The sequence below is a fragment of the Streptomyces nanhaiensis genome (genome assembly GCF_046614825.1).
GTDB lineage: Bacteria > Actinomycetota > Actinomycetes > Streptomycetales > Streptomycetaceae > Streptomyces > Streptomyces radiopugnans.
Window position 1 is genome coordinate 21,167 of sequence record NZ_JBKJFM010000001.1, and the last position, 17,455, is coordinate 38,621.

Annotated in this window: 17 protein-coding genes and 1 pseudogene; 10 read left to right on the top strand and 8 right to left on the bottom strand. The window is 69.3% G+C overall.

The window, feature by feature from the left end:
* Positions 1 to 82: 82 nt before the first annotated feature.
* On the bottom strand, positions 83 to 214 hold the full coding sequence (locus ACLIYP_RS00160; RefSeq protein ID WP_412711092.1) for a hypothetical protein: 132 nt from the start codon (positions 212 to 214) through the stop codon (positions 83 to 85).
* Positions 215 to 455: 241 nt separating this feature from the next.
* On the opposite strand from ACLIYP_RS00160, the gene ACLIYP_RS00165 reads away from it, so the two are divergent.
* Positions 456 to 824 (top strand): BlaI/MecI/CopY family transcriptional regulator, encoded by a 369-nt coding sequence (locus ACLIYP_RS00165; protein WP_412711093.1) that lies wholly within the window; start codon positions 456 to 458, stop codon positions 822 to 824.
* Positions 821 to 1,732: a M56 family metallopeptidase gene (locus ACLIYP_RS00170; RefSeq protein ID WP_412711094.1), complete on the top strand. Its 912-nt coding sequence runs from the start codon at positions 821 to 823 to the stop codon at positions 1,730 to 1,732. The genes ACLIYP_RS00165 and ACLIYP_RS00170 overlap by 4 nt, the downstream gene beginning before the upstream one ends.
* A 240-nt stretch (positions 1,733 to 1,972) precedes the next feature.
* Here the strand turns inward: ACLIYP_RS00170 and ACLIYP_RS00175 are convergent, their stop codons facing one another.
* On the bottom strand, positions 1,973 to 3,151 hold the full coding sequence (locus ACLIYP_RS00175) for a lipid II:glycine glycyltransferase FemX (protein WP_412711095.1): 1,179 nt from the start codon (positions 3,149 to 3,151) through the stop codon (positions 1,973 to 1,975).
* 155 nt (positions 3,152 to 3,306) lie between these two features.
* On the opposite strand from ACLIYP_RS00175, the gene murJ reads away from it, so the two are divergent.
* The 4 genes from murJ (at position 3,307) to ACLIYP_RS00195 (ending at position 7,335) form a co-directional block, all read left to right on the top strand.
* Entirely contained in the window at positions 3,307 to 5,037 is a 1,731-nt protein-coding gene (gene murJ / locus ACLIYP_RS00180) for a murein biosynthesis integral membrane protein MurJ (protein WP_412711096.1), read from the top strand.
* Entirely contained in the window at positions 5,034 to 5,606 is a 573-nt protein-coding gene (locus tag ACLIYP_RS00185; protein ID WP_412711097.1) for a SigE family RNA polymerase sigma factor, read from the top strand. The genes murJ and ACLIYP_RS00185 overlap by 4 nt, the downstream gene beginning before the upstream one ends.
* Positions 5,599 to 6,501, top strand: a complete 903-nt coding sequence (locus ACLIYP_RS00190) for a hypothetical protein (RefSeq protein WP_412711098.1) — start codon at positions 5,599 to 5,601, stop codon at positions 6,499 to 6,501. Before ACLIYP_RS00185 ends, ACLIYP_RS00190 begins: the two co-directional genes overlap by 8 nt.
* A 564-nt stretch (positions 6,502 to 7,065) precedes the next feature.
* The gene (locus ACLIYP_RS00195) at positions 7,066 to 7,335 is read left to right on the top strand and encodes a hypothetical protein (RefSeq protein ID WP_412711099.1); all 270 of its coding nucleotides are present in this window, start codon (positions 7,066 to 7,068) and stop codon (positions 7,333 to 7,335) included.
* A gap of 198 nt (positions 7,336 to 7,533) precedes the next feature.
* Here ACLIYP_RS00195 and ACLIYP_RS00200 read toward each other — a convergent pair whose 3' ends face one another.
* Positions 7,534 to 8,787 carry a L,D-transpeptidase gene (locus ACLIYP_RS00200; RefSeq protein WP_412711100.1) on the bottom strand — a complete coding sequence of 418 codons (1,254 nt, stop codon included), beginning with the start codon at positions 8,785 to 8,787 and terminating at the stop codon, positions 7,534 to 7,536.
* Positions 8,788 to 9,269: 482 nt separating this feature from the next.
* Here ACLIYP_RS00200 and ACLIYP_RS00205 point away from each other — a divergent pair, with 482 nt between their 5' ends.
* The gene (locus ACLIYP_RS00205) at positions 9,270 to 9,746 is read left to right on the top strand and encodes a carbon-nitrogen hydrolase family protein (RefSeq protein ID WP_412711101.1); all 477 of its coding nucleotides are present in this window, start codon (positions 9,270 to 9,272) and stop codon (positions 9,744 to 9,746) included.
* Positions 9,747 to 10,263: 517 nt separating this feature from the next.
* On the opposite strand, the gene ACLIYP_RS00210 is transcribed toward ACLIYP_RS00205, so the two are convergent.
* From ACLIYP_RS00210 to ACLIYP_RS00225, 4 genes and pseudogenes are all read right to left on the bottom strand, one after another.
* Positions 10,264 to 11,130, bottom strand: a complete 867-nt coding sequence (locus tag ACLIYP_RS00210) for a F510_1955 family glycosylhydrolase (RefSeq protein WP_412711102.1) — start codon at positions 11,128 to 11,130, stop codon at positions 10,264 to 10,266.
* A gap of 111 nt (positions 11,131 to 11,241) precedes the next feature.
* Positions 11,242 to 11,913, bottom strand: coding sequence for a DUF305 domain-containing protein (locus tag ACLIYP_RS00215; protein WP_412711103.1), 672 nt, complete (start codon positions 11,911 to 11,913; stop codon positions 11,242 to 11,244).
* Between the two features lie 96 nt (positions 11,914 to 12,009).
* Positions 12,010 to 12,477: a hypothetical protein gene (locus ACLIYP_RS00220; RefSeq protein WP_412711104.1), complete on the bottom strand. Its 468-nt coding sequence runs from the start codon at positions 12,475 to 12,477 to the stop codon at positions 12,010 to 12,012.
* 394 nt (positions 12,478 to 12,871) lie between these two features.
* Positions 12,872 to 13,012 (bottom strand): annotated as a pseudogene (locus ACLIYP_RS00225) (DUF3105 domain-containing protein); the annotation flags it as partial.
* A gap of 826 nt (positions 13,013 to 13,838) precedes the next feature.
* On the opposite strand from ACLIYP_RS00225, the gene ACLIYP_RS00230 reads away from it, so the two are divergent.
* From ACLIYP_RS00230 to ACLIYP_RS00240, 3 genes are all read left to right on the top strand, one after another.
* Entirely contained in the window at positions 13,839 to 14,258 is a 420-nt protein-coding gene (locus ACLIYP_RS00230; protein ID WP_412711105.1) for a hypothetical protein, read from the top strand.
* A 321-nt stretch (positions 14,259 to 14,579) separates the two neighbouring features.
* Positions 14,580 to 15,173, top strand: coding sequence for a TlpA family protein disulfide reductase (locus tag ACLIYP_RS00235; RefSeq protein WP_412711106.1), 594 nt, complete (start codon positions 14,580 to 14,582; stop codon positions 15,171 to 15,173).
* A 4-nt stretch (positions 15,174 to 15,177) separates the two neighbouring features.
* Positions 15,178 to 15,930, top strand: a complete 753-nt coding sequence (locus tag ACLIYP_RS00240) for a cytochrome c biogenesis CcdA family protein (protein ID WP_412711107.1) — start codon at positions 15,178 to 15,180, stop codon at positions 15,928 to 15,930.
* 244 nt (positions 15,931 to 16,174) lie between these two features.
* On the opposite strand, the gene ACLIYP_RS00245 is transcribed toward ACLIYP_RS00240, so the two are convergent.
* On the bottom strand, positions 16,175 to 17,404 hold the full coding sequence (locus tag ACLIYP_RS00245; protein ID WP_412711108.1) for a DUF1015 family protein: 1,230 nt from the start codon (positions 17,402 to 17,404) through the stop codon (positions 16,175 to 16,177).
* Positions 17,405 to 17,455: the final 51 nt, after the last annotated feature.

Here is a 17,455-nt window from a genome sequence, read left to right on the forward strand (position 1 = left end):
GAAGCGTTTTCGGTACCCATCCCCATGGCGACAAAACCCGAGGTGCGGCACACAGGGAAACGCGGCATCCGGGCCGACTCAGTCACCTGGACAGGTGTCGCTGCGTGAACGACTGCGGCAGGGATGCGAGGGCTTGGCGCAGATGTACGGCAGCCCGCTCGGGCGGGACAGAGTTGACGGCCATGCCGGTGCCCAGTTCGAATCCAGCGGACACGGCCGAGACTGAGGACTGTGCGGGGCCTACCGCACACAGTGGTCCTCGCCCTGTCTGCCGTCGACACCGCCCGAGACACCCTCCGCTTGCGGACAACTTCCTCTTCCCCGCATGCGCCATGAGCGAGCCAAGCGCGCCATGGCCGTTCATCACCCCGCAAGATCCATCGCAATGAGGAGACCAGACGGCCGAAGGGGCGTTCTACCATGGGGCTGCGTTTCACAGCGGAGAAGGAGTGACCATGCGGCGGTTGGGGGAGCTCGAGGCTGAGATCATGGACCGCCTGTGGCGATGGAAGCGCCCGGCGACGGTGCGGGAGATCGTCGACGACATCAACAAGGAGCGGCCACTCGCCTACAACACCGTGATGACGGTGACGAACATCCTGTACAACAAGGGTTGGCTGCTGCGCGGAAAGCAGGGCCGCGCCTGGGTCTACACTCCGGTCCGCAGCCGTGAGGAGTACTCGGCCGCCCTGATGGAGGAAGCTCTCGGTGCCAGCGAGGACCGCCCGGTGGCACTGACCCACTTTGTCCAGCGGATGAACTCCGACGAGATCAGTGCGTTGCGCAAGGCCCTGCGCACCACTGGGCGTCAGAACCGCTCATGAACGCGGCTCCCGCGCTGCTCGGCTACGCCACCGCGGTCGGGTTCCTCGCGCCGAAGTTGATACTGCGCGGCACCTGGTCGCATCGCGCACCGGTACTGGCCCTGTCCGTCTGGCACGGGCTGTCCGTGTCGTTCACCCTGGCAGTCGCACTGGCTGCTTACCACCTCGCCACTCCGGTTGAGCACGTACACGCTGGACTGGTCGGTCTGCTGCACTCATGCGGTCTGATCACCACCACAGCCACCCCCGACCCCACGATCGCCGACTTCCTGGCCATCGCCCTGCCGCTATCGGTGGTGCTCCTCGTCCTGGGGTGCCTCGCCTTCGAAGTGCTGCGGGCTCGGCGCGTCCGCTCGCGCCACCGGGCGGTCCTGGACGTGGTGGGCCGACGTTCGCCGCAGCTGCGTGCCACTGTCCTCGAGCACGACCGGCCCGCCGCTTACTGCCTTCCCGGGCACAGCCCGCGCATCGTCGTCAGCGCGGGTGCCCTACGGCTGCTGTCCGCCGAGCAGCTCGACGCAGTACTCGAACACGAACGCGCGCACGTTGCGGGCCGCCACCATCTGGCACTGGCCGCGGCCGAGGCATTCTCGAAGGTCTTCCGGCGGCTGCCGCTGGCCTGGCACTCCAGGGAGCAGACCTCCATGCTCTTGGAGATGATCGCCGACGACCGGGCGCTGCGTCGTCAGCCGCGCCAGGTGCTGGCCACGGCGATGTACGAGATGGTGGCGGGCGGGGCGCCCGCAGGCGCCTTCGCCGTGGGCGGTCCGAGCGCCCTGGTCCGCCTGCGGCGGCTGCTCACCCCACAGCAGCGCCCGCACATCGCATTCCGGGGTTCCGTGGCGGCCGCCGCAGGAGCTATGCCTCTGGTTCCGCTGCTGGTCGGCTGCATGACGGGCATCGGGTAGGCACCCTCTCCCGGACGGAATCGCACCCGAGGCAGGCGCCACCGAGAGCATGTTCGGCTCTGGCCGGCATCAGCGGCCGCTGATGCCGGCCAGAGCCGCGGTGCACCCACCTTCACAGCGCCGAACCGCACTCGCGCTTCCACGGAACCGACGCCTCCAACTAAGCAACTTAGGAGGTTAGTTTATGGTGCTTCCATGGGATTCCCCCGATACTCTGGCCTCCCAGAGGGGCCGCACCGCTCAGCGCCGCGACAGATACGCCTGCATGGCCCGGTGCAGGGTCTTGTTGACCGGGCCTTGAAGCGACAGCTCCCACTCACCCAGTGTCTCGACCACCTGACCTCCGGTGCCGAGCTTCCAACGCATCAGGCCAAACCCCCGCTGCTGTGGATCCAGCGTGTCCGGCACCCCGCGCATGTCGTACACCGTGACACCCGCAGCATGGGCGTCACGGATCATCCGCCACTGGAGTGCGTTGCTCGGACGTACCTCGCGCCGGTGGTCTGCGGAGGCACCGGTCAGGTACCAAGCCCGTCGGCCCAGGGTGACCAGCGTGTGCGCCGCCAGCACCTCGCCCTCGCACCGGGCCAGGTACAACCGCATCCGGCCGTGCTCCTCTCCGTTGAGCGCGCGGTACTGCCGCTGGAAGTACTCCAGCGAGCGCCCCAGGCGGAAGCCGTCACGCTGCTCCGTCAGCCGCAGCAGGTTGTAGAAATCCGGCAGGCAGTTGGCGTCGCCCACGAACGTCTCGACTTGCGATCTGGAAGCCTTTTTGACGTTGCGCCGCCATTCCTGATTCAGCCCCGCCCACACATCGTCCAGGCTCCGGCCGCCCAGAGGTACCTCGAAGAGGTACCGTGGCTGCGCATCCCCGCCGCTCTGGCTCTCCTCGCCGCAGCGTCGCCAGCCGGCTTCCCGCAGCCGGTCGGCGACCGCGGCGCCCAGCGGGTCCACCAGGTCGGGCAGTACGTCGCCCAGCCGCCGGCCCGGCCCCACCGCGCTCTTCAGTGTCCCGGCGGACCACCTGCGGTACGCCAGGGGCGGTCCCATGCGCACGGCGAAGGCGCCGGCGGCCCGCAGGTGGTCCAGCAGTGCGGTGAGCCTTTCACCCGATCCGGGCGCGGCCCAGTCCATCACCGGTCCCTCGGGGATGTATGCGAAGCACCGGCGTATGCCGGGAAGCTGCCGGTACAGCACCAGCGCGGTCCCCACCAGTCGTCCCTCGCCGTTCACCCAGCCCAGGCTCTCGGACTTCCACCCCTCCTTCACCTCAGCCCAGGAGGGGGACTGGAGAAAGCTGACCTGCCCGGCACCTTCCCCGGCGCCGTGCTCGCGGACATACGCGGCGTGCCGCTCACGCGTCACCACCTGCACTCCGCGCGCTCGGCGGGGATTGGACGTCTGCACCGTGACAGTCACAGCAGTGGCCTCCTCGAAGTGATCAAGGCCCTCCTCCCGGAGGGCAGCGGAGTTCTCCCGCCTGTCCTCCTCACGCACGGGCCCGCGGCCCGGTGACAGAGAGGTTCCGGCACCGCGCGCCCGCGCGGACACGGCGAAAGGACACAGCAGCGGCCATGGCAGTGGAGACCGGCGAGGAGTCGCCCGTTGAGGACCGGGAAGCGGCAGACGGTCGGCAGCCGACGGCAATACGCGGCGGGGCGGTGATGGCGCTCGGCTCCTTGGCCTCGCGGCTCACCGGCTTCGTCCGCGGTGCGGTCGTGGTCGCCGCGCTCGGCACCGCTCTGCTCGGCGACGCGTACAACGTCGCCAACACCGTGCCGAACATCATCTACATCCTGTTGATCGGGGGTGCCCTCAACTCGGTCTTCGTCCCCGAACTCGTCCGCGCGGCCAAGGAGCACCAGGACGGCGGAACGGCCTACACCGACCGGCTGCTGACCGCCTGCCTCCTGGTCCTGTCGCTCATCACGGCGGCCGCCGTGCTCGTCGCTCCCTGGATCGTGGACGCGTACGCCGACTACACCGGCGCCCAGCGGGATCTGACCGTGGCCCTGGCCCGTTTCTGCTTGCCGCAGATCCTCTTCTACGGCGTGTTCACCTTGTTGGGGCAGGTGCTGAACTCCCGTGACCGCTTCGGAGCGATGATGTGGACTCCCGTGCTGAACAACGTCGTCGTCATCGCCGTCTTCGGGCTGTATCTCGTCGTTGCCGGGGATGCCGTCTCCGCGGGGCAGGTCTCCGACGGCCAGATGGTGCTCCTGGGGGCGGGCAGCACCGCGGGCATCGCCGTGCAGGCGCTGGCGTTGCTTCCCTCCCTGCGCGCCGCAGGATTCCGCTGGAGACCCCGGTTCGACTGGCGTGGCTCAGGTCTGGCCCGCCCACTGCGCGCCGCGGTGTGGACCCTGCTGCTGGTGCTCGCCAACCAGATCGCGTACTGGGTGGTGACCCGGCTGTCCACTGCGGCGGGAGTCCGGGCGGACGCCGAGGGGATCACGGCCGGTGTCGGCTACACCGCCTACAGCAGTGCCTATCAGCTGTGGGTGGTGCCGCAGGGCATCATCACCGTCTCCCTGGTCACCGCACTGCTGCCGCGCATGAGTCGGGCCGCCGCCGACGGTGCTCACGAACGGATCGGGCAGGACCTCTCCCGCGGGCTGCGTACCTCCGCCGCCGTGATCGTTCCCGCCGCGATCGCCTTCCTCGTCCTGGCCCCACAGCTGACCGGTGTCGCCTACCAGTACGCACAGGCCACCGAGGAGGACACCCGGGCGATCGCCTGGGCGCTCATGGCGTTCGCGCCCGGGTTGCTGGCGTTCTCCGCCCAGTACGTGCTGTCGCGTGGGTTCTACGCACTCGGCGACACCCGCACTCCGTTTCTCCTGACCCTGGTGATCGCCGGCGCCAACGCCGGGTTGTCGGCAGGAGCCTACGCGGTACTCCCGGCCCGCTGGGCGGTGGCCGGCATGGCCGGTGCGTACGCCATCGCCTGCACGACCGGTCTGCTGTGCACGGCGTACGTGCTCAACCGGCGGCTGAGGCAGGCAGGAGCCGAGCATGGGATCGATGCCGGCCGCGTGACGCTGACCCATCTCAAACTGGCTGCAGCCTGCCTGCCGGGAGCCCTCGCCGCATACGAGGTCGCCGCCTGGATCACCTCCTGGCTCGGCACCGGGCCAGGAAGCGATCTGACCGGACTGCTGCTCGGCGGCACGGCCATCACGGCGTCCCTGCTCCTCCTCACACGCCCGCTGCGCATCGCCGAGGTCGGGACCATCGCGGCACCTTTGCTGCGCCGTTTCGGCCCGCGCGGCCGCCACCGCACCGTCGGGAAGCCACGGCCGTGAACGATTCCGAGCGGACCCGTGCCTTCGACGATTTCTACGCGGCCCACGCGCGGCGACTGGTGGCGATCGTCTACGCCGTGACGGGTGACATGACCGAGGCCGAGGATGCGGTGCAGGAGGCGTTCGCGCGGGCGTGGCCGCGCTGGGACCGGCTCGTGGCCACTGGGGACCCGACTCCCTGGATTCGCACAGTGGCCATGCGGTTGGCGGTCAGCACTTGGCGCAAATCGCGCAACCGCCTCCGCGCCCACTTCCGCCACGGCCCACCCGCCGACCTGCCCGGGCTGGCACCGGACCACGTGGCCTTGGTCACCGCTCTGCGCAAACTCAAACCGGAGCAGCGCCGCGTCGTCGTACTGCACCATCTGCTGGACCTGCCGGTGGAGGAGGTGGCTCGGGAGACCGGATCGACCCGGGCAGCCGTCCGCACCCGCCTGGTCCGGGCCCGCAGAGCGCTCAGCCACCATCTCGAGGAAGCCGACACCGTGCTGCCGCCGAAGCCGACGACCCGATACTCTCCCGGGCACACACAAAGGTCCCGGTCGAAGGGGGTGCCCGCACGTGACTGAGATTCCCGACTCCAGGAAGTCCACGGACACACGGCTCGGTGCACCAGGCGAGGCGGGGCTCGGTGCCGCACTACGCGACTTCACCGACGAGGCCGAACGACTGGTCGTGCTGAGCACCGGACCGGAAGCCGTGCGTCGACGTGCCCGCAACCGCCGGAGCCGGCGGCGGACCGGAGCCGTGGCGCTGGCGGGCGGCGCCGCACTGGCCGCCAGCCTGGTATGGGGCGCCCTGCCGCACACACAAGGCGGTCATTCGCCACAGACGATCGCGCCGGAGCGGGAACTGGTGTCCGCGGCCTCCCTGCTGCCCCCACCGGAGCCAGACGGCCGGCTCACCCCCGAGTCCCTCCTGGCACCCTCCGCCCTGCCATGGAACACGACCTACCACTGGCGGACGGTGGCCACGGACCGCACCCCGGACACCCCGCTTCCCGACTCCGGACACGGTCAGTGCCGTGTCCGGTGGTTCGAGGACCTCGGCACCACGGACGTGATCGCCCGTACCTACTCCGGACGTAACCGGGCCACCGCACAGCACCGCATCGCGGCCTTTCCCGGCCCGTCCGAGGCTTCCGGAGCCACGTCGACCCTCAGCTCACGGCTGCGGAACTGCGGCTGGCACAAGACGAGAGCCACACAGAAGACACCGTCACACGGCAGCGAGCCCTCCGATCTCCACGAGTACGTGTTGACGTCCGGGCCGGACGCTCCGGTGCGAGTGTCGCTTGTCCAGTCGGACAACCGCGTGGCCGTCCTCGCCATCTCCACCGCCATCGCCTACGACCACGCCCACCCCGACAGCCGGACCGACGCCTGCCTGGACGGGTCGCTGGGCGACAACGGCACGGCACCGTCCCACGGTGTCCGGGCACCCCAGACGCCCGGACACTGCTGACTGACGGCCGCCGCACGCACGCCGTGGCGTCCCTGTCCGGTCGGACGGAGGCGCCCCGGTCGCCGTGCCGTGCGCCCCGCCCGGCGCCGTGCCGGGTTCTGACACGGCCGACACCAAAGAATGCCCAGCCTTGTCCTTTTTGAAATGTTTCAGCCGTATTTGTTGACTCTCTTGTGGGACCGTGCCTAGGGTCGCAGAGTGTCGCAAGACATCCGAAGTTCACCCTTAGCGACCGACGAATCCGACTGATATCTCCGTCCCGGCCGCCGGCCAAAATCCGCAGTGCACGGCTCCCTGACGGGCAGACAGCCCCGCGGGCCCGTCGCAGCCGATACGGACCACGGAGGTCACGGCGCTCCAGGAGCGGACCCGAGATCCACGGCCCGCTCGTCCGCAACCAGGCGAAAACACCGATCGCCGCGCGGCGCCGCGGACAGCAGGTCCGGCCATCGGCCGCAGAACACCATCCTTCCACGCACCGGGACCCCGGACAGGCTCCGGTGCGCACGGGCCGGGACCGTTCGGTCCGCCATCTGTCAACCCGCCTTCCGGAAGGGAAGCACCATGCGCGCCACCACCTCCAGGATCGGCCGCCTGATCGCCGCCTCCGCCGCGGCCGTCGCCCTGATCTTCACCGGCACCGGCACCGCCGGAGCGGCCACCACTTCGGCACCGGCCAGCTCCTCCGACTACGGTCACCACGGTCACGACAAGAAAGACGACAAGAAGAAGGACAACAAGCACGACAGGAAGGACAAGAAGGACAACAGGCACGACAAGAAGGACAACAAGAAGAATAAGAAGGACAACAAGAAGGACAACAAGAAGTACTGAGACCAGGAGCGGTCCCTCGCCCGGCCGATGTGCTGAGCGACAGCCAAGTCCTCTGCTCCGTGCGGGAGGGACGCCTCGGCTCGCGAACGGTGTGCGGGCATCCCAGATGTCCGGACACCGCTGAGGCGGTGCCCGCCGACGCAATCGCCTTCGCCACCAGTCACCTGGTCCGGCCCTGCGGCCACCAGGCCGCAGATGTCAGTCCAGCGCGCTTCCCTTCTTCCAGGTCTGCCAGTCGACGTTCCAGGCGCCGTAGCCGTTGTTGACAGCCACGGTGTCCTTGGAGTTGACGACGGTCACCGGGTCGCCGTAGTCGACACGGTCGTAGAACCACTTGGCGTCCGCAGTGCTCATGCCGATGCAGCCGTGGCTGGCGTTGACGCGTCCGAACTTGCCCTCGTTCCAGGGTGCGGCATGGGCGTACGTCCCCGAGGGAGTGAGCTGGACGTCCCACTTGACCGATTTCATGTCGTAGGCCTCAGGGCCGAAGATGCCCACGGTCGCCGAGTTCATCCGGATGCTGGGGACCTTACTCAACACCACCATGGTGCCGTTCCAGGTCTCAAAGGTCTTCTTGCCGGTGGAAACCTTCAGCGTCCTGAGGACCTTGCCGTTCTTGGCAATGGTCATCGTCTTCTTGACGACGTCCACGGTGCTCACCACGGACTTGCCGACGGTGAAGCCGATCTCACGCTTCTGCGTGCCGCTCAGGCCGCCGTTCTCCATCCCGACCAGGTCCATCCGGAACTTCACCTTGGTCCCGGGCTTCCAGTACTCCTCGGGTCGGTAGTCCACTCGGTCCTTGCCGTCACGGTCCTTCATCCAGCTCCAGGACCCCTCGACGGCAGGAGACGAGGTGACGCTCAACCTGCGTTCGACCGCCGCCTTGTCGTGGACCGGCTTGTTGAAGACGACCGACACCGGTAGGGCCACTCCCACCGTCGAGCCCTCGTCGACGTTGTAGGTGCCGACGAAGACCTTGTCCTTGTCCAACGTGGTGAAGGCACGTTCACTGGTCTTCGCCTTGCCCTCGGTGTCGGTGTACCGGGCTACGAGGGTGTACGTGGTGCCGTACTCGGTGGGGTGGGCGGAGATCCAGGAGGTGCCGTCGGCGGACAGTCGGCCATCGACGGACTCGCCGTCTTGGGCCGTGAGCGAGACCGACTCCAGCTTTCCACCCTCGGCCTCCACGGTGACCGGCTCGCCGGGTATGACGTTCTTGCCGCCGGCGAGCGGCGAGACCGTGATGCCATCCGGCTTCTTTTCCGGCTGCGTCTCGGACCGCGAGGGTGCGGAGCCGTCCTGCCGCTTCGATTCCGTCGAGCCGGATGCCGTCTGGGAGCAGGCGGTCAGAGTCGCCAGCGCGGCAACGGCGAGCGCGGCGGGTGCCAGCCGCCTCCGTCCGGGCCGCGGCACCATGGGCGCCGAGCGCCCGTGTGAGTTGTCTTGCACGTCGCTCTCCACAAGATGAGAACTAAGTTACTTAGTAAATGCTGGTTGAACCATCATGGTTCCCACCAGTCAAAACGCACTCTTTTCCCGCTCGCGTGCGGCGAATCCCACACACTAACGAAGCTTCTTAGTGGTCTACGATGTACAGTCGCCGCTGGCCGGGCCGGTGGCGAGATCATCCCGCATTCACGCTTGTACCGAGTGGCACCACCCTGTTGTGGCCTGAGGAGAGTCCGTCCTCCCATGGCCGGCTCGCGTTCAGTCAGGCGGACGCGCCGTACGCCGTATGGGTGGCGGTGGGCGGAGCGCCACTGCTCACCTTCGTCACAGCGCTCCTGGGAACGCTTGGGCTGTACGCCGCAGTGAAAGCGCGTGCGGGAATTCCGCGTCAAACTGGTCGTCGCCGCTGTCGGCGGCACCTTCGTGGTCACCGTCCCCTGGCCCTCTCTGGCACCGCTTTGGCGGCCCGGAGGAGCGCTGTCGTGGCGGTCGTCCAGGGGAACGTACCCCGGACCCGCTCTCTGGCCGAGCAGGCCCGGGTCCGGGGAGTCGCCGAGAACCACGCCAGGGAGACGGCGAAGCCGGCGGAGGCCGTACGCCGGGGCAAGATCGAGCGTTTCGACGTGGTGCCGTGGCCGGGGAACGCACTCGACAGCGATCCGACCCGTGGTCCCTCGCTTGGGGTGCTGGTCTCACGGTCGGTACAGGATCTGGAACGTCCGGCCCTCGTCGGCACGATCCTGCGAGGGCCGGACGGCACGTCGTACAACGCAGGCCAACCACGGCTCCCCGACAGGGGCCCGGCGGGCTTCTACGCCAAGCGGCAACTGGTTTCCTTCGGGGAATGCATACCCGCCCGCGGTCTGCTCGGCGGCCTCGGTTCCCTCCGGCTGATCCCCGCGACTTCGCCCGGGTATCTCGGCGGAGCCCTTGCGGGCCGGGCGGGCACGGCTCGGTGATGTTGTCTACGACGAGGTCGCGTACGACGGCCGGGTACGGGACACCGTACGGGCGGGTGCGAATTTGCTGATCGTGCAGACCAACAACGCCACCTACGAGCGCGGTGTGCAGGCGCGCCAATCCGAGCAGCAACTCGCCATGGCGAGGCTGCGCGAGGTCGCACTGGCGTCCACCAGGGGGGTCAGCGCCATCGTCACTCCGGGCGGGCGGGTCACCGACCGGGTGGACACCTGGCGCAGCGCATCCTGGTACGGCGGGTGCGCTCGTCGAGGAGCGCACGATCGCCGATGCCTGGGGCCTGGCCGGAGACGCCACCGGGTCTGCTGGAGCCGACGGGGTGCTGTTCCGTACCCGTTCGCCGGGGCACCGGAGGGCAAAGCCCTCGCGCCCCGGCGAACGGGCCAGGTCACCGGCCCGGTTCCCACGGGACCTTCCCGACCTGCGCTTTCCCACACCGGCGCATCTCGCCGTGAGGTGGTCGTCACACGGTCGTCGAGCCGACGGGGGTTCCTGGGGTCAGTGACCGCCGGTCGACTCGACGGCCATGCGCTTGGTGAACGTCCTGCCGCCGTCCTTGGATTCGTAGACGCCGTCCTGCGTGGCCGCCAGCACGCGCTTCGCGTCGGCGGTCAGCGCCTGCGGCTGTCCCCCGGGCACGGTACCCGTCTTCTTCCAGGTGGCTCCGGCGTCCGTGCTGCGGTGGAGCCCCCCGGAGGCGTCGAGGCCGTACAACGCCTCCGGCGCGCCCCAGGAGACGTAGGCAAGCACCGGCTCGGCACCGGGGGCGAAGGTCCTGGCACCGTCGGTGCTCTTCGCGACGCCCTGGGCGGTGGTGGCCAGCACCGTGTCGGGGTCATCGGGGTTGACGGCAATGTCCAGGGCGGGCAGCGTCGCGCGGTCCTTCCACGTCACGCCGTCCTTGCTGACGCGCACCTTGCCGTTGGTGCTGTCGTAGCCGTAGATGGTGCCGTCCACGCGGTCGAGGGCATGGAAGTCGGCCTCGCCCGCAAGGGACTTGACCTTCCAGGTCTCTCCGGCGTCGGTGCTCTCGAGCAGGCCCCGGTTTCCGGGACCGTCGCTTCCGGGAGCGGGGTGGCCACTGGCCAGGAACGTCTTCGCTCCGGCCACCGTGAAGCCCATGTAGTCGTCCCGGCTGTTGCCGACCAACTGCGGCCTGCCCTCCTTGTCGGGCGTGAATACGCCCTCGTGGGTGGCCACGTACAAGCGGCCGTCGGCGGGGTCGGCACCGAGGCCGTGGATGTGGCTGACCGCCGTCGGAGACGTCGCCGACTGGTCACCGTCCGAGTCGTCGCCGGAACAGGCTGCCAGGGCCGGAGCGAGGGCCGCCACGACGATGGCGGTGGCCAGGTGCTGCTTTCTCATGTGTTTCCTCACGGATTTCGAAGAACCGCCCGCCGGCGGTACGCGGTGCCGTCGGCGGGCGGCGGAAAGCGGGCGTCGCCGCGGGCGACGCGGCAACGCCCGCGGGGCGGGTCAGAGGCGGTCGAGGATCTTCTGGAACTTCTCGACCTCGGCCGACTGGCTCTCGATGACGTCGGCGGCCAGTTCCTTGGCGGTGGTGTTGCGGCCGTTCTTCTGCTCGTCCTCCGCCATGGCGATCGCGCCCTTGTGATGCTCGATCATCATCTGCGCAAACATGCGGTCGAACTCCGTGCCCTTGGCGCCCCTGAGCTTGTCCATGTCCTCGCCGGACATCATCCCGGACATCTCCGAGCCGTCCATACCGCCGGATCCGTGATCCATTCCCGGCATGCTCCCCTCGGCCGACTCCGGCTTACCCCATGCCTTGAGCCAGGACCTCATCTTCCGGATCTCGGGATCCTGGGCCTTTTCGATATCGGCGGCCAGGCTCTTGATCTCCGCGTCGGAGGCCCGCCCATCGGCGAGCTTGGCCATCTCCAGGGCCTGCTCGTGGTGTGGGATCATCATCTGTGCGAACGACACGTCCGCGTCGTTGAACGCGCCCGGCGCCGGGTGGTTACCGGCGTTCTGGGTGGCCGACGCGGAGCCGCCGCTGCCGTGGTCCATGCCTTCCGTGGCGTTCCCTCCGCATGCGGCGAGCAGCAGCCCGCCCGCCGTGACGGCGCTCACGAGCGCGAGACGACGGCGGAGCGAGCGGTTCGGGGCGTGCTTGTAGGCGGTCATGTGTGCGAAAACCTCTTGTGGTCAGTTCCGTCTGTGGATCTGGGGGTGTCACCGGGTACGCGGGCAGCGCCGAACGTGTCCGCGTGTCGGTTCGGCCTATATCCGCAGAACTGACAACCGGGCGAGAGTGGGTCCGCGCGGCGGAGCACCGGGACGTGCCGGACCACGAACCCGCACCGGACCACGGACCGGCCAACCGGGCCGGCGGGCCGCTGCGGCATGCAGCAGGGCGATGAGCAACCAGGTGCTGAGCACAGCCGTGCAGACCGACATCAGGCCCATGCCCGCCAGTGGCTCGTCCGCCGACGGTGAGGTGCCCGACGCTCCGGCGCCTGGCGCGATCACCGCGAAGGGTTCGGCGGCGCTCTGGGCGGTCCCGTGCCCGGTTGCGGTGCCGCCTTCCGCGGGAGCGGCGACGACGTGCGCCGCACCGTTCGCATGGGGGATCGACGAATCCGCCGGGTGACCCACCGTGTGCATGGTGGCCACGCCCAGGGCGAGCATGACGACCAGCAGGCAGTACCCGAGGGCACCGCCCGCGCGCAGTCGCCTGTCGCCTGTCATCCGCAACCTCCGTGGCCCCGGCGTCCCCAGGGGAAATCGAGCACACCTGGACGGCCGGGCCTCGACCGGTACCATCGTACTAAGCTGCTTGAGATTACGGCGCGCGTCCCGTGACGGTTCAGAACGCCACCACAACGCCGCGCGACCGTCCGCGACGCCAGGAGAAAGCAAGTCCGGCGCGCTGGGACGCGGGCCGGGAGCCGTTCCATCGCCGGTCCCGGCCCGCCCCTGCCGCACCTCGAGCCGAGCGGCCCCGCCTTCCTGATGCGCTGGGCGCGCCCGGGGCACTCGACTCCCGAGTTGCCTCACCAGGCTAACACCTTCCCCTAAGCAGCTTAGTTGTAGGTTGTGCGGGAACGCGGCAGGCGCCAGCCCCCGGGCTCGACTTTCCGGCTCAGGCGGCCTTTCCGCCCGTGCACGCGGCGCCCGGCTCGGGAGCCTGCTCGCCTTGGACGTACTCCAGGAACTTGGACACCTCCGGGTCTGATGCCTTCTTCACGTTCAGCTGGCGCCCCCAGGCCGTCAGTGTGACGGGGGGAGTGACGCAGCGTTTGCAGCACGGACAGGTCGGGGACGCGCGCTGCCCCCAGAAGGCCGTGAACAGCTCGGTGGGGCTCCCTCCGGGATACCCGATCACGTCTGCTCCGGCTCGAGGGATGGGACGACGGGCGCGGTCACACCGTATCCGCCGTGCTCCCCCGGATCGGCACAGCACACCTGAGCGGCCGGGATCGGGGGCGTCGCGCGCCGGTCCTCCTCACACGCCTCGTTCACGCCCCTGGCGGAATTGAGGTATCCGCACTGCGTCCCGGCCGTCATGGCCCGCACCGACACGGCCGGGTGATCAGCACCCCCGAAAGGAGTCCGACGCCCCGGCTACAGGCCTACCGGCACCGCAGACGGTGATGCCGGTGACCAGGATCATCAGGAGGAGCAACAACCCCTGGGCGGGCCGCGCCGCGCCACGGCGGAGGGCCTGTGTGTTTCCGGCCGGGCACCCGACTCTCATCGGCAGCCTCGTATCTGGCCGAAGCCGGCTCGCGCGTTGGGCACAGCCGCGACGCCGACTGCGGCCGCACAGTCCGGTCCCGCTGCACCGACCTCCGGGGCGGCGTGCGGCTCGGCGTCCTTACCGGTCGCGCCCGTGACCACCGGTTCGAACACGCCGGCCTCCTGCACCTGCGGCCACCTCCGGCCGTCGATACCTAAGGAGCATAGTATTCGGAGGTGTGGCCTCTTCCCGTGTTAGGGGATCGGCCACCGATCCGGCACCACACGGCCCGGCGTTCGATCGGTACTCCAGTGGGCCGCGCCGATTGTGGAGGCGTCACACCGACGCCCACGAGGGGACGACGGAGCGCATGGACAACAAAGCCGGAGCGAGGCGAAGCGCGGTCGCGCGGCTGCTCCTGCTGCTGATCCTCGCTCTCGGCGGGGTGCACCTGCTCGCTCATGTGGATACCCCGGTCGGTGGTGCAGGTGAGCCATCAACCCACATGCGCCCCACCGGCTTGGAGCAGACCGCCCCGGAAAGCGAAGTTCCGTCCACGCCCGTGGCGGCCGCCGAGAACTCCGACACCGGTACGGCGGGACTTGATGTGTGTGCGGCCGTGATCTGCTGCGGCGCGCTGCTACTGGCCGGGAACCGTTGGCTGCGCGGGCGCAGCGTCGGAGTACTGGGGCCTGTGACCCGTCGGTGGGTGTGGACGTTCGACCCGCGTCTCTATCCGCGAGGGACGCAGGTGACAGGAGTTGCGCGGTCTGTCGTCCTGCGGATCTAGAAGGCTGCCGCAGCGCGGTGTGCCGGTCGCCATCCGATGAGCGACAGCTTCCGGCCCTGGCGTCCCGTTGCCACCGGCGCCGGGGGAAGCTTCGGCACCCACTGGCTGGAGCAGCGCGTTCTCCTGTCTTGCCTGCGCCCACCTGCCAGGCTGCGCGGCGCGGTGCGGGCGTTGGCCGGTTACCGCGCAGTGGTGCCCGCTTCCCGGTATCCGGTCATCACCGCGCCGGCCCCTGAGCACCCCTGGATGTACCGAGCCAACCTCCTGTACCCCCCGAACCCCCTTCTATCAGCCTCAACTACACCATTTAAGGTACGTGCCATGCCCCAGCTCCCCGCCCCGCACTGCCGTGGCATAACGCGGCGCACCGCCCTGCTTGCCCTGCCCGCCGTGGTCGCAGCCGTCTCAGCCTGTTCCGCATCCGATGACGCCCCCCAGCAGCCGGCCGATGACCAGCGGCTGCTGCGCATCCCAGCCTCCGACCGCAAACCCGCCCCCGATGTACGCGGCGAGACTCTGACCGGCCAGTCCGTCGCATTGGCCGACTACCGCGGCAAGATCGTGGTGATCAATGTGTGGGGATCGTGGTGCGCCCCGTGCCGGGCCGAGGCTCCACACCTGAAGAAGGTCCACCAGGACACCCGCCAACACGGCGTGGTCTTCCTGGGAATCAACACCCGCGACGCCACCCAGTCCAACGCGCTTGCCTTCGAGGAGACCTACGGCATCACCTACCCCAGCCTGTGGGACCCGGTCGGGCGGCAACTGCTGAAGTTCGAGGGCACCATTTCGCCCTCCGCCATCCCCAGCACCATCGTCATCGACCGCGCCGGCCGCATCGCCGCCCGTGCGATCAAAGCCGTCTCCGAAGACGAACTGCGCTCGATGATCGAGCCGCTCCTGGCGGAGGGCTGAAGCGATGCTGCTGGCTGCCGGACTGGAAGCCACCGTGCTGAGCGGCTCGGTGCTGCTGGCCCTGCCGATCGCCGCCCTCGCCGGAGCGGTGTCCTTCTTCTCCCCTTGTGTACTGCCGTTGGTGCCCGGCTACCTGTCCTACGTCACCGGTGTCAGCGGCGCCGACCTCGCCGATGCCCGCCGCGGCCGTGTCCTGGTCGGCACCGTGCTCTTCCTCCTCGGCTTCACTGCCGTGTTCACCTCCTTCGGCGCCGCCTTCGGATACGCCGGCAACACTCTGCTCGCCTACCAAGAGCCCCTCACACGCGCTCTGGGTGTGCTGACCATCGTCATGGGCCTGTCCTTCATGGGCAAGCTGCCCGGGATGCGCCGCGAATGGCGCCTGCACCGCCGCCCGGCCGCCGGTCTGGCCGGCGCCCCGCTGCTCGGCGTGCTCTTCGGCCTGGGTTGGACCCCCTGTATCGGCCCCACCCTCGCCGCTGTCCAGGCCCTTGCCTTCAGTGAGGCCAGTGCCGCACGCGGCGCCTTCCTTACCGTCGCCTACTGTCTGGGGCTGGGGCTGCCCTTCCTCGTCGCCGGTCTCGCCTTCCGCAAGGCTCTGGGTGTCTTCGCCTGGGTCAAAGCCCACTATCAATGGGTGATGCGCACCGGCGGCATCATGATGATCACCATGGGCCTGCTCATGGTCACGGGTATCTGGAGCTACCTGATCAGCCAGATGCAGTCTTGGTCTGCCGGATACACCATCGGCATCTGACCTGGACAGCGCCGGCTCGATCCCCCTGTGGGGTCGAGCCCGGTGGTGTCGATGCGGTGACCCCGAGCAGGCCGGGGCGGACGGATGTGTACGGGTGCGGCTTCCGCACGACGGTAAGGGAGGGTGCCCGGCCATGGCCGGGCACCCTCCCTTCGGCATTCGGTCTCGTCGACAGCGGCTGTTTCGTTGTTCTCCAAGGCCGGAGTGCACGGCGCTGAGATCCGCCGTCCGCGCCGGCGCTCGGTCACGGCAGTCCGAGAACGCGAAGCGCGAGACCGGCTGCCGGCTTGGGCCCGAATGACGTGGATTTGCGGGGCAGCAGCACCCCGGCCTCGGCCAGCTGCCTGACTCTGTCCTCGGTCAGGGCGGGCAGGAGGAGCGCGGATCCGCTGCCCGGCGAGGCCACGACATCGGCGGCCTGGCGGGCGTCGTGGAGGTACCGCACGGCACCGGGCAGGTCGGGCACCGACCAGGCGGCCGTCAGCAGGTGGTCACTGACGGCCGTGGGAAGCGCCGTCCACTCCTTGGGCCGTCCGGTCAGGGCTTCCCGCAGCGCCCGGGGGTCGGGATCGGTGATCGTCCACGCCCGTCCGGCGCCGACGAGGACCAGTTCGCCCTGGTCGGGCGGCCGGGGTCCGTCGGGAAGCGGCCGTACCCGGGCAACCTCGGCCGCCGTCGCGGCCGCTTTCTCCGGTTCCAGGCCCGGCATCACACGGTGGATCGCGGCGAGCCGCAAGGGGTGGGCGGTGGAGTCGACCAGTAGAGCGAGACTGCTGCTCCAGGGTGAGTCGGACTCGCCACCCAGGCCCAGGCAGGCGGCGTAGCGGTGGTGGCCGTCGGCGATGAGGGCCGGTGTGCCGGACAGGCCGCTTGTGATGAGTGGGAGTGTGTCTTCGTCGCTGCAGGACCACAGAGTGTGGGTGATCTCTGCGATACGGGCGATGGCCACCGGCGGACGGCGGGTGATGTGGTCCATGACCTGGGTGGCCGTCGATGCCGTGCCCTGGTAGGTCAGCAACAGCGGTTCCAGCTGGGCTCGCAGGTCTGCCATATGGGCGGCGCGTTGCCCTACCACGGCGGGAGAGACGTCCTCGTGGGGCAGCACCTGGTCGGCGCGCCCGGTGCCGTGCGAGGGCAGCTGGAGCTCGCCGATCAGGCCGCGCTGCAGGATTCTGGCGCCTCGTCGTTGTTGGTAGACGTAGAGGGCTGGTTGTTCATCGCGCCGGAGTACGCCGCGTTGCAGCCAGCGCCGCAGTTCCCGGGCGGCGGTCCGCGGATCGCGCGTGTACAGCAGGCGGGTGATGTGGTGGGGCAGGCCGCGGAGTTCGCGTATCCGCGCGGGATCGAGGTCGTCGTGGGGCGGAGCCAGGAGGGCGGACAGTTCGCCGACGCGGTTCTGGTCGTAGCGCACGGCCCGGAACGGCCGGAGCCGCAGAGGCGTCGGCTCCGGAGTGGGCACGGAAGGGGTGGGCATCGATCGCTCCTGGATGGTGGCACGGCCCGGCAGGGGCGGGCGCCGCACGGC

Bases quoted from the DNA above. Each gene is read 5' to 3' on its own strand.
- ACLIYP_RS00165 (WP_412711093.1), top strand. From the start codon at position 456: ATGCGGCGGTTGGGGGAGCTCGAGGCTGAGATCATGGACCGCCTGTGG.
- ACLIYP_RS00170 (WP_412711094.1), top strand. From the start codon at position 821: ATGAACGCGGCTCCCGCGCTGCTCGGCTACGCCACCGCGGTCGGGTTC.
- murJ (WP_412711096.1), top strand. From the start codon at position 3,307: ATGGCAGTGGAGACCGGCGAGGAGTCGCCCGTTGAGGACCGGGAAGCG.
- ACLIYP_RS00195 (WP_412711099.1), top strand. From the start codon at position 7,066: ATGCGCGCCACCACCTCCAGGATCGGCCGCCTGATCGCCGCCTCCGCC.
- ACLIYP_RS00210 (WP_412711102.1), bottom strand. From the start codon at position 11,130: ATGAGAAAGCAGCACCTGGCCACCGCCATCGTCGTGGCGGCCCTCGCT.
- ACLIYP_RS00215 (WP_412711103.1), bottom strand. From the start codon at position 11,913: ATGACCGCCTACAAGCACGCCCCGAACCGCTCGCTCCGCCGTCGTCTC.
- ACLIYP_RS00220 (WP_412711104.1), bottom strand. From the start codon at position 12,477: ATGACAGGCGACAGGCGACTGCGCGCGGGCGGTGCCCTCGGGTACTGC.
- ACLIYP_RS00230 (WP_412711105.1), top strand. From the start codon at position 13,839: ATGGACAACAAAGCCGGAGCGAGGCGAAGCGCGGTCGCGCGGCTGCTC.
- ACLIYP_RS00235 (WP_412711106.1), top strand. From the start codon at position 14,580: ATGCCCCAGCTCCCCGCCCCGCACTGCCGTGGCATAACGCGGCGCACC.
- ACLIYP_RS00240 (WP_412711107.1), top strand. From the start codon at position 15,178: ATGCTGCTGGCTGCCGGACTGGAAGCCACCGTGCTGAGCGGCTCGGTG.
- ACLIYP_RS00245 (WP_412711108.1), bottom strand. From the start codon at position 17,404: ATGCCCACCCCTTCCGTGCCCACTCCGGAGCCGACGCCTCTGCGGCTC.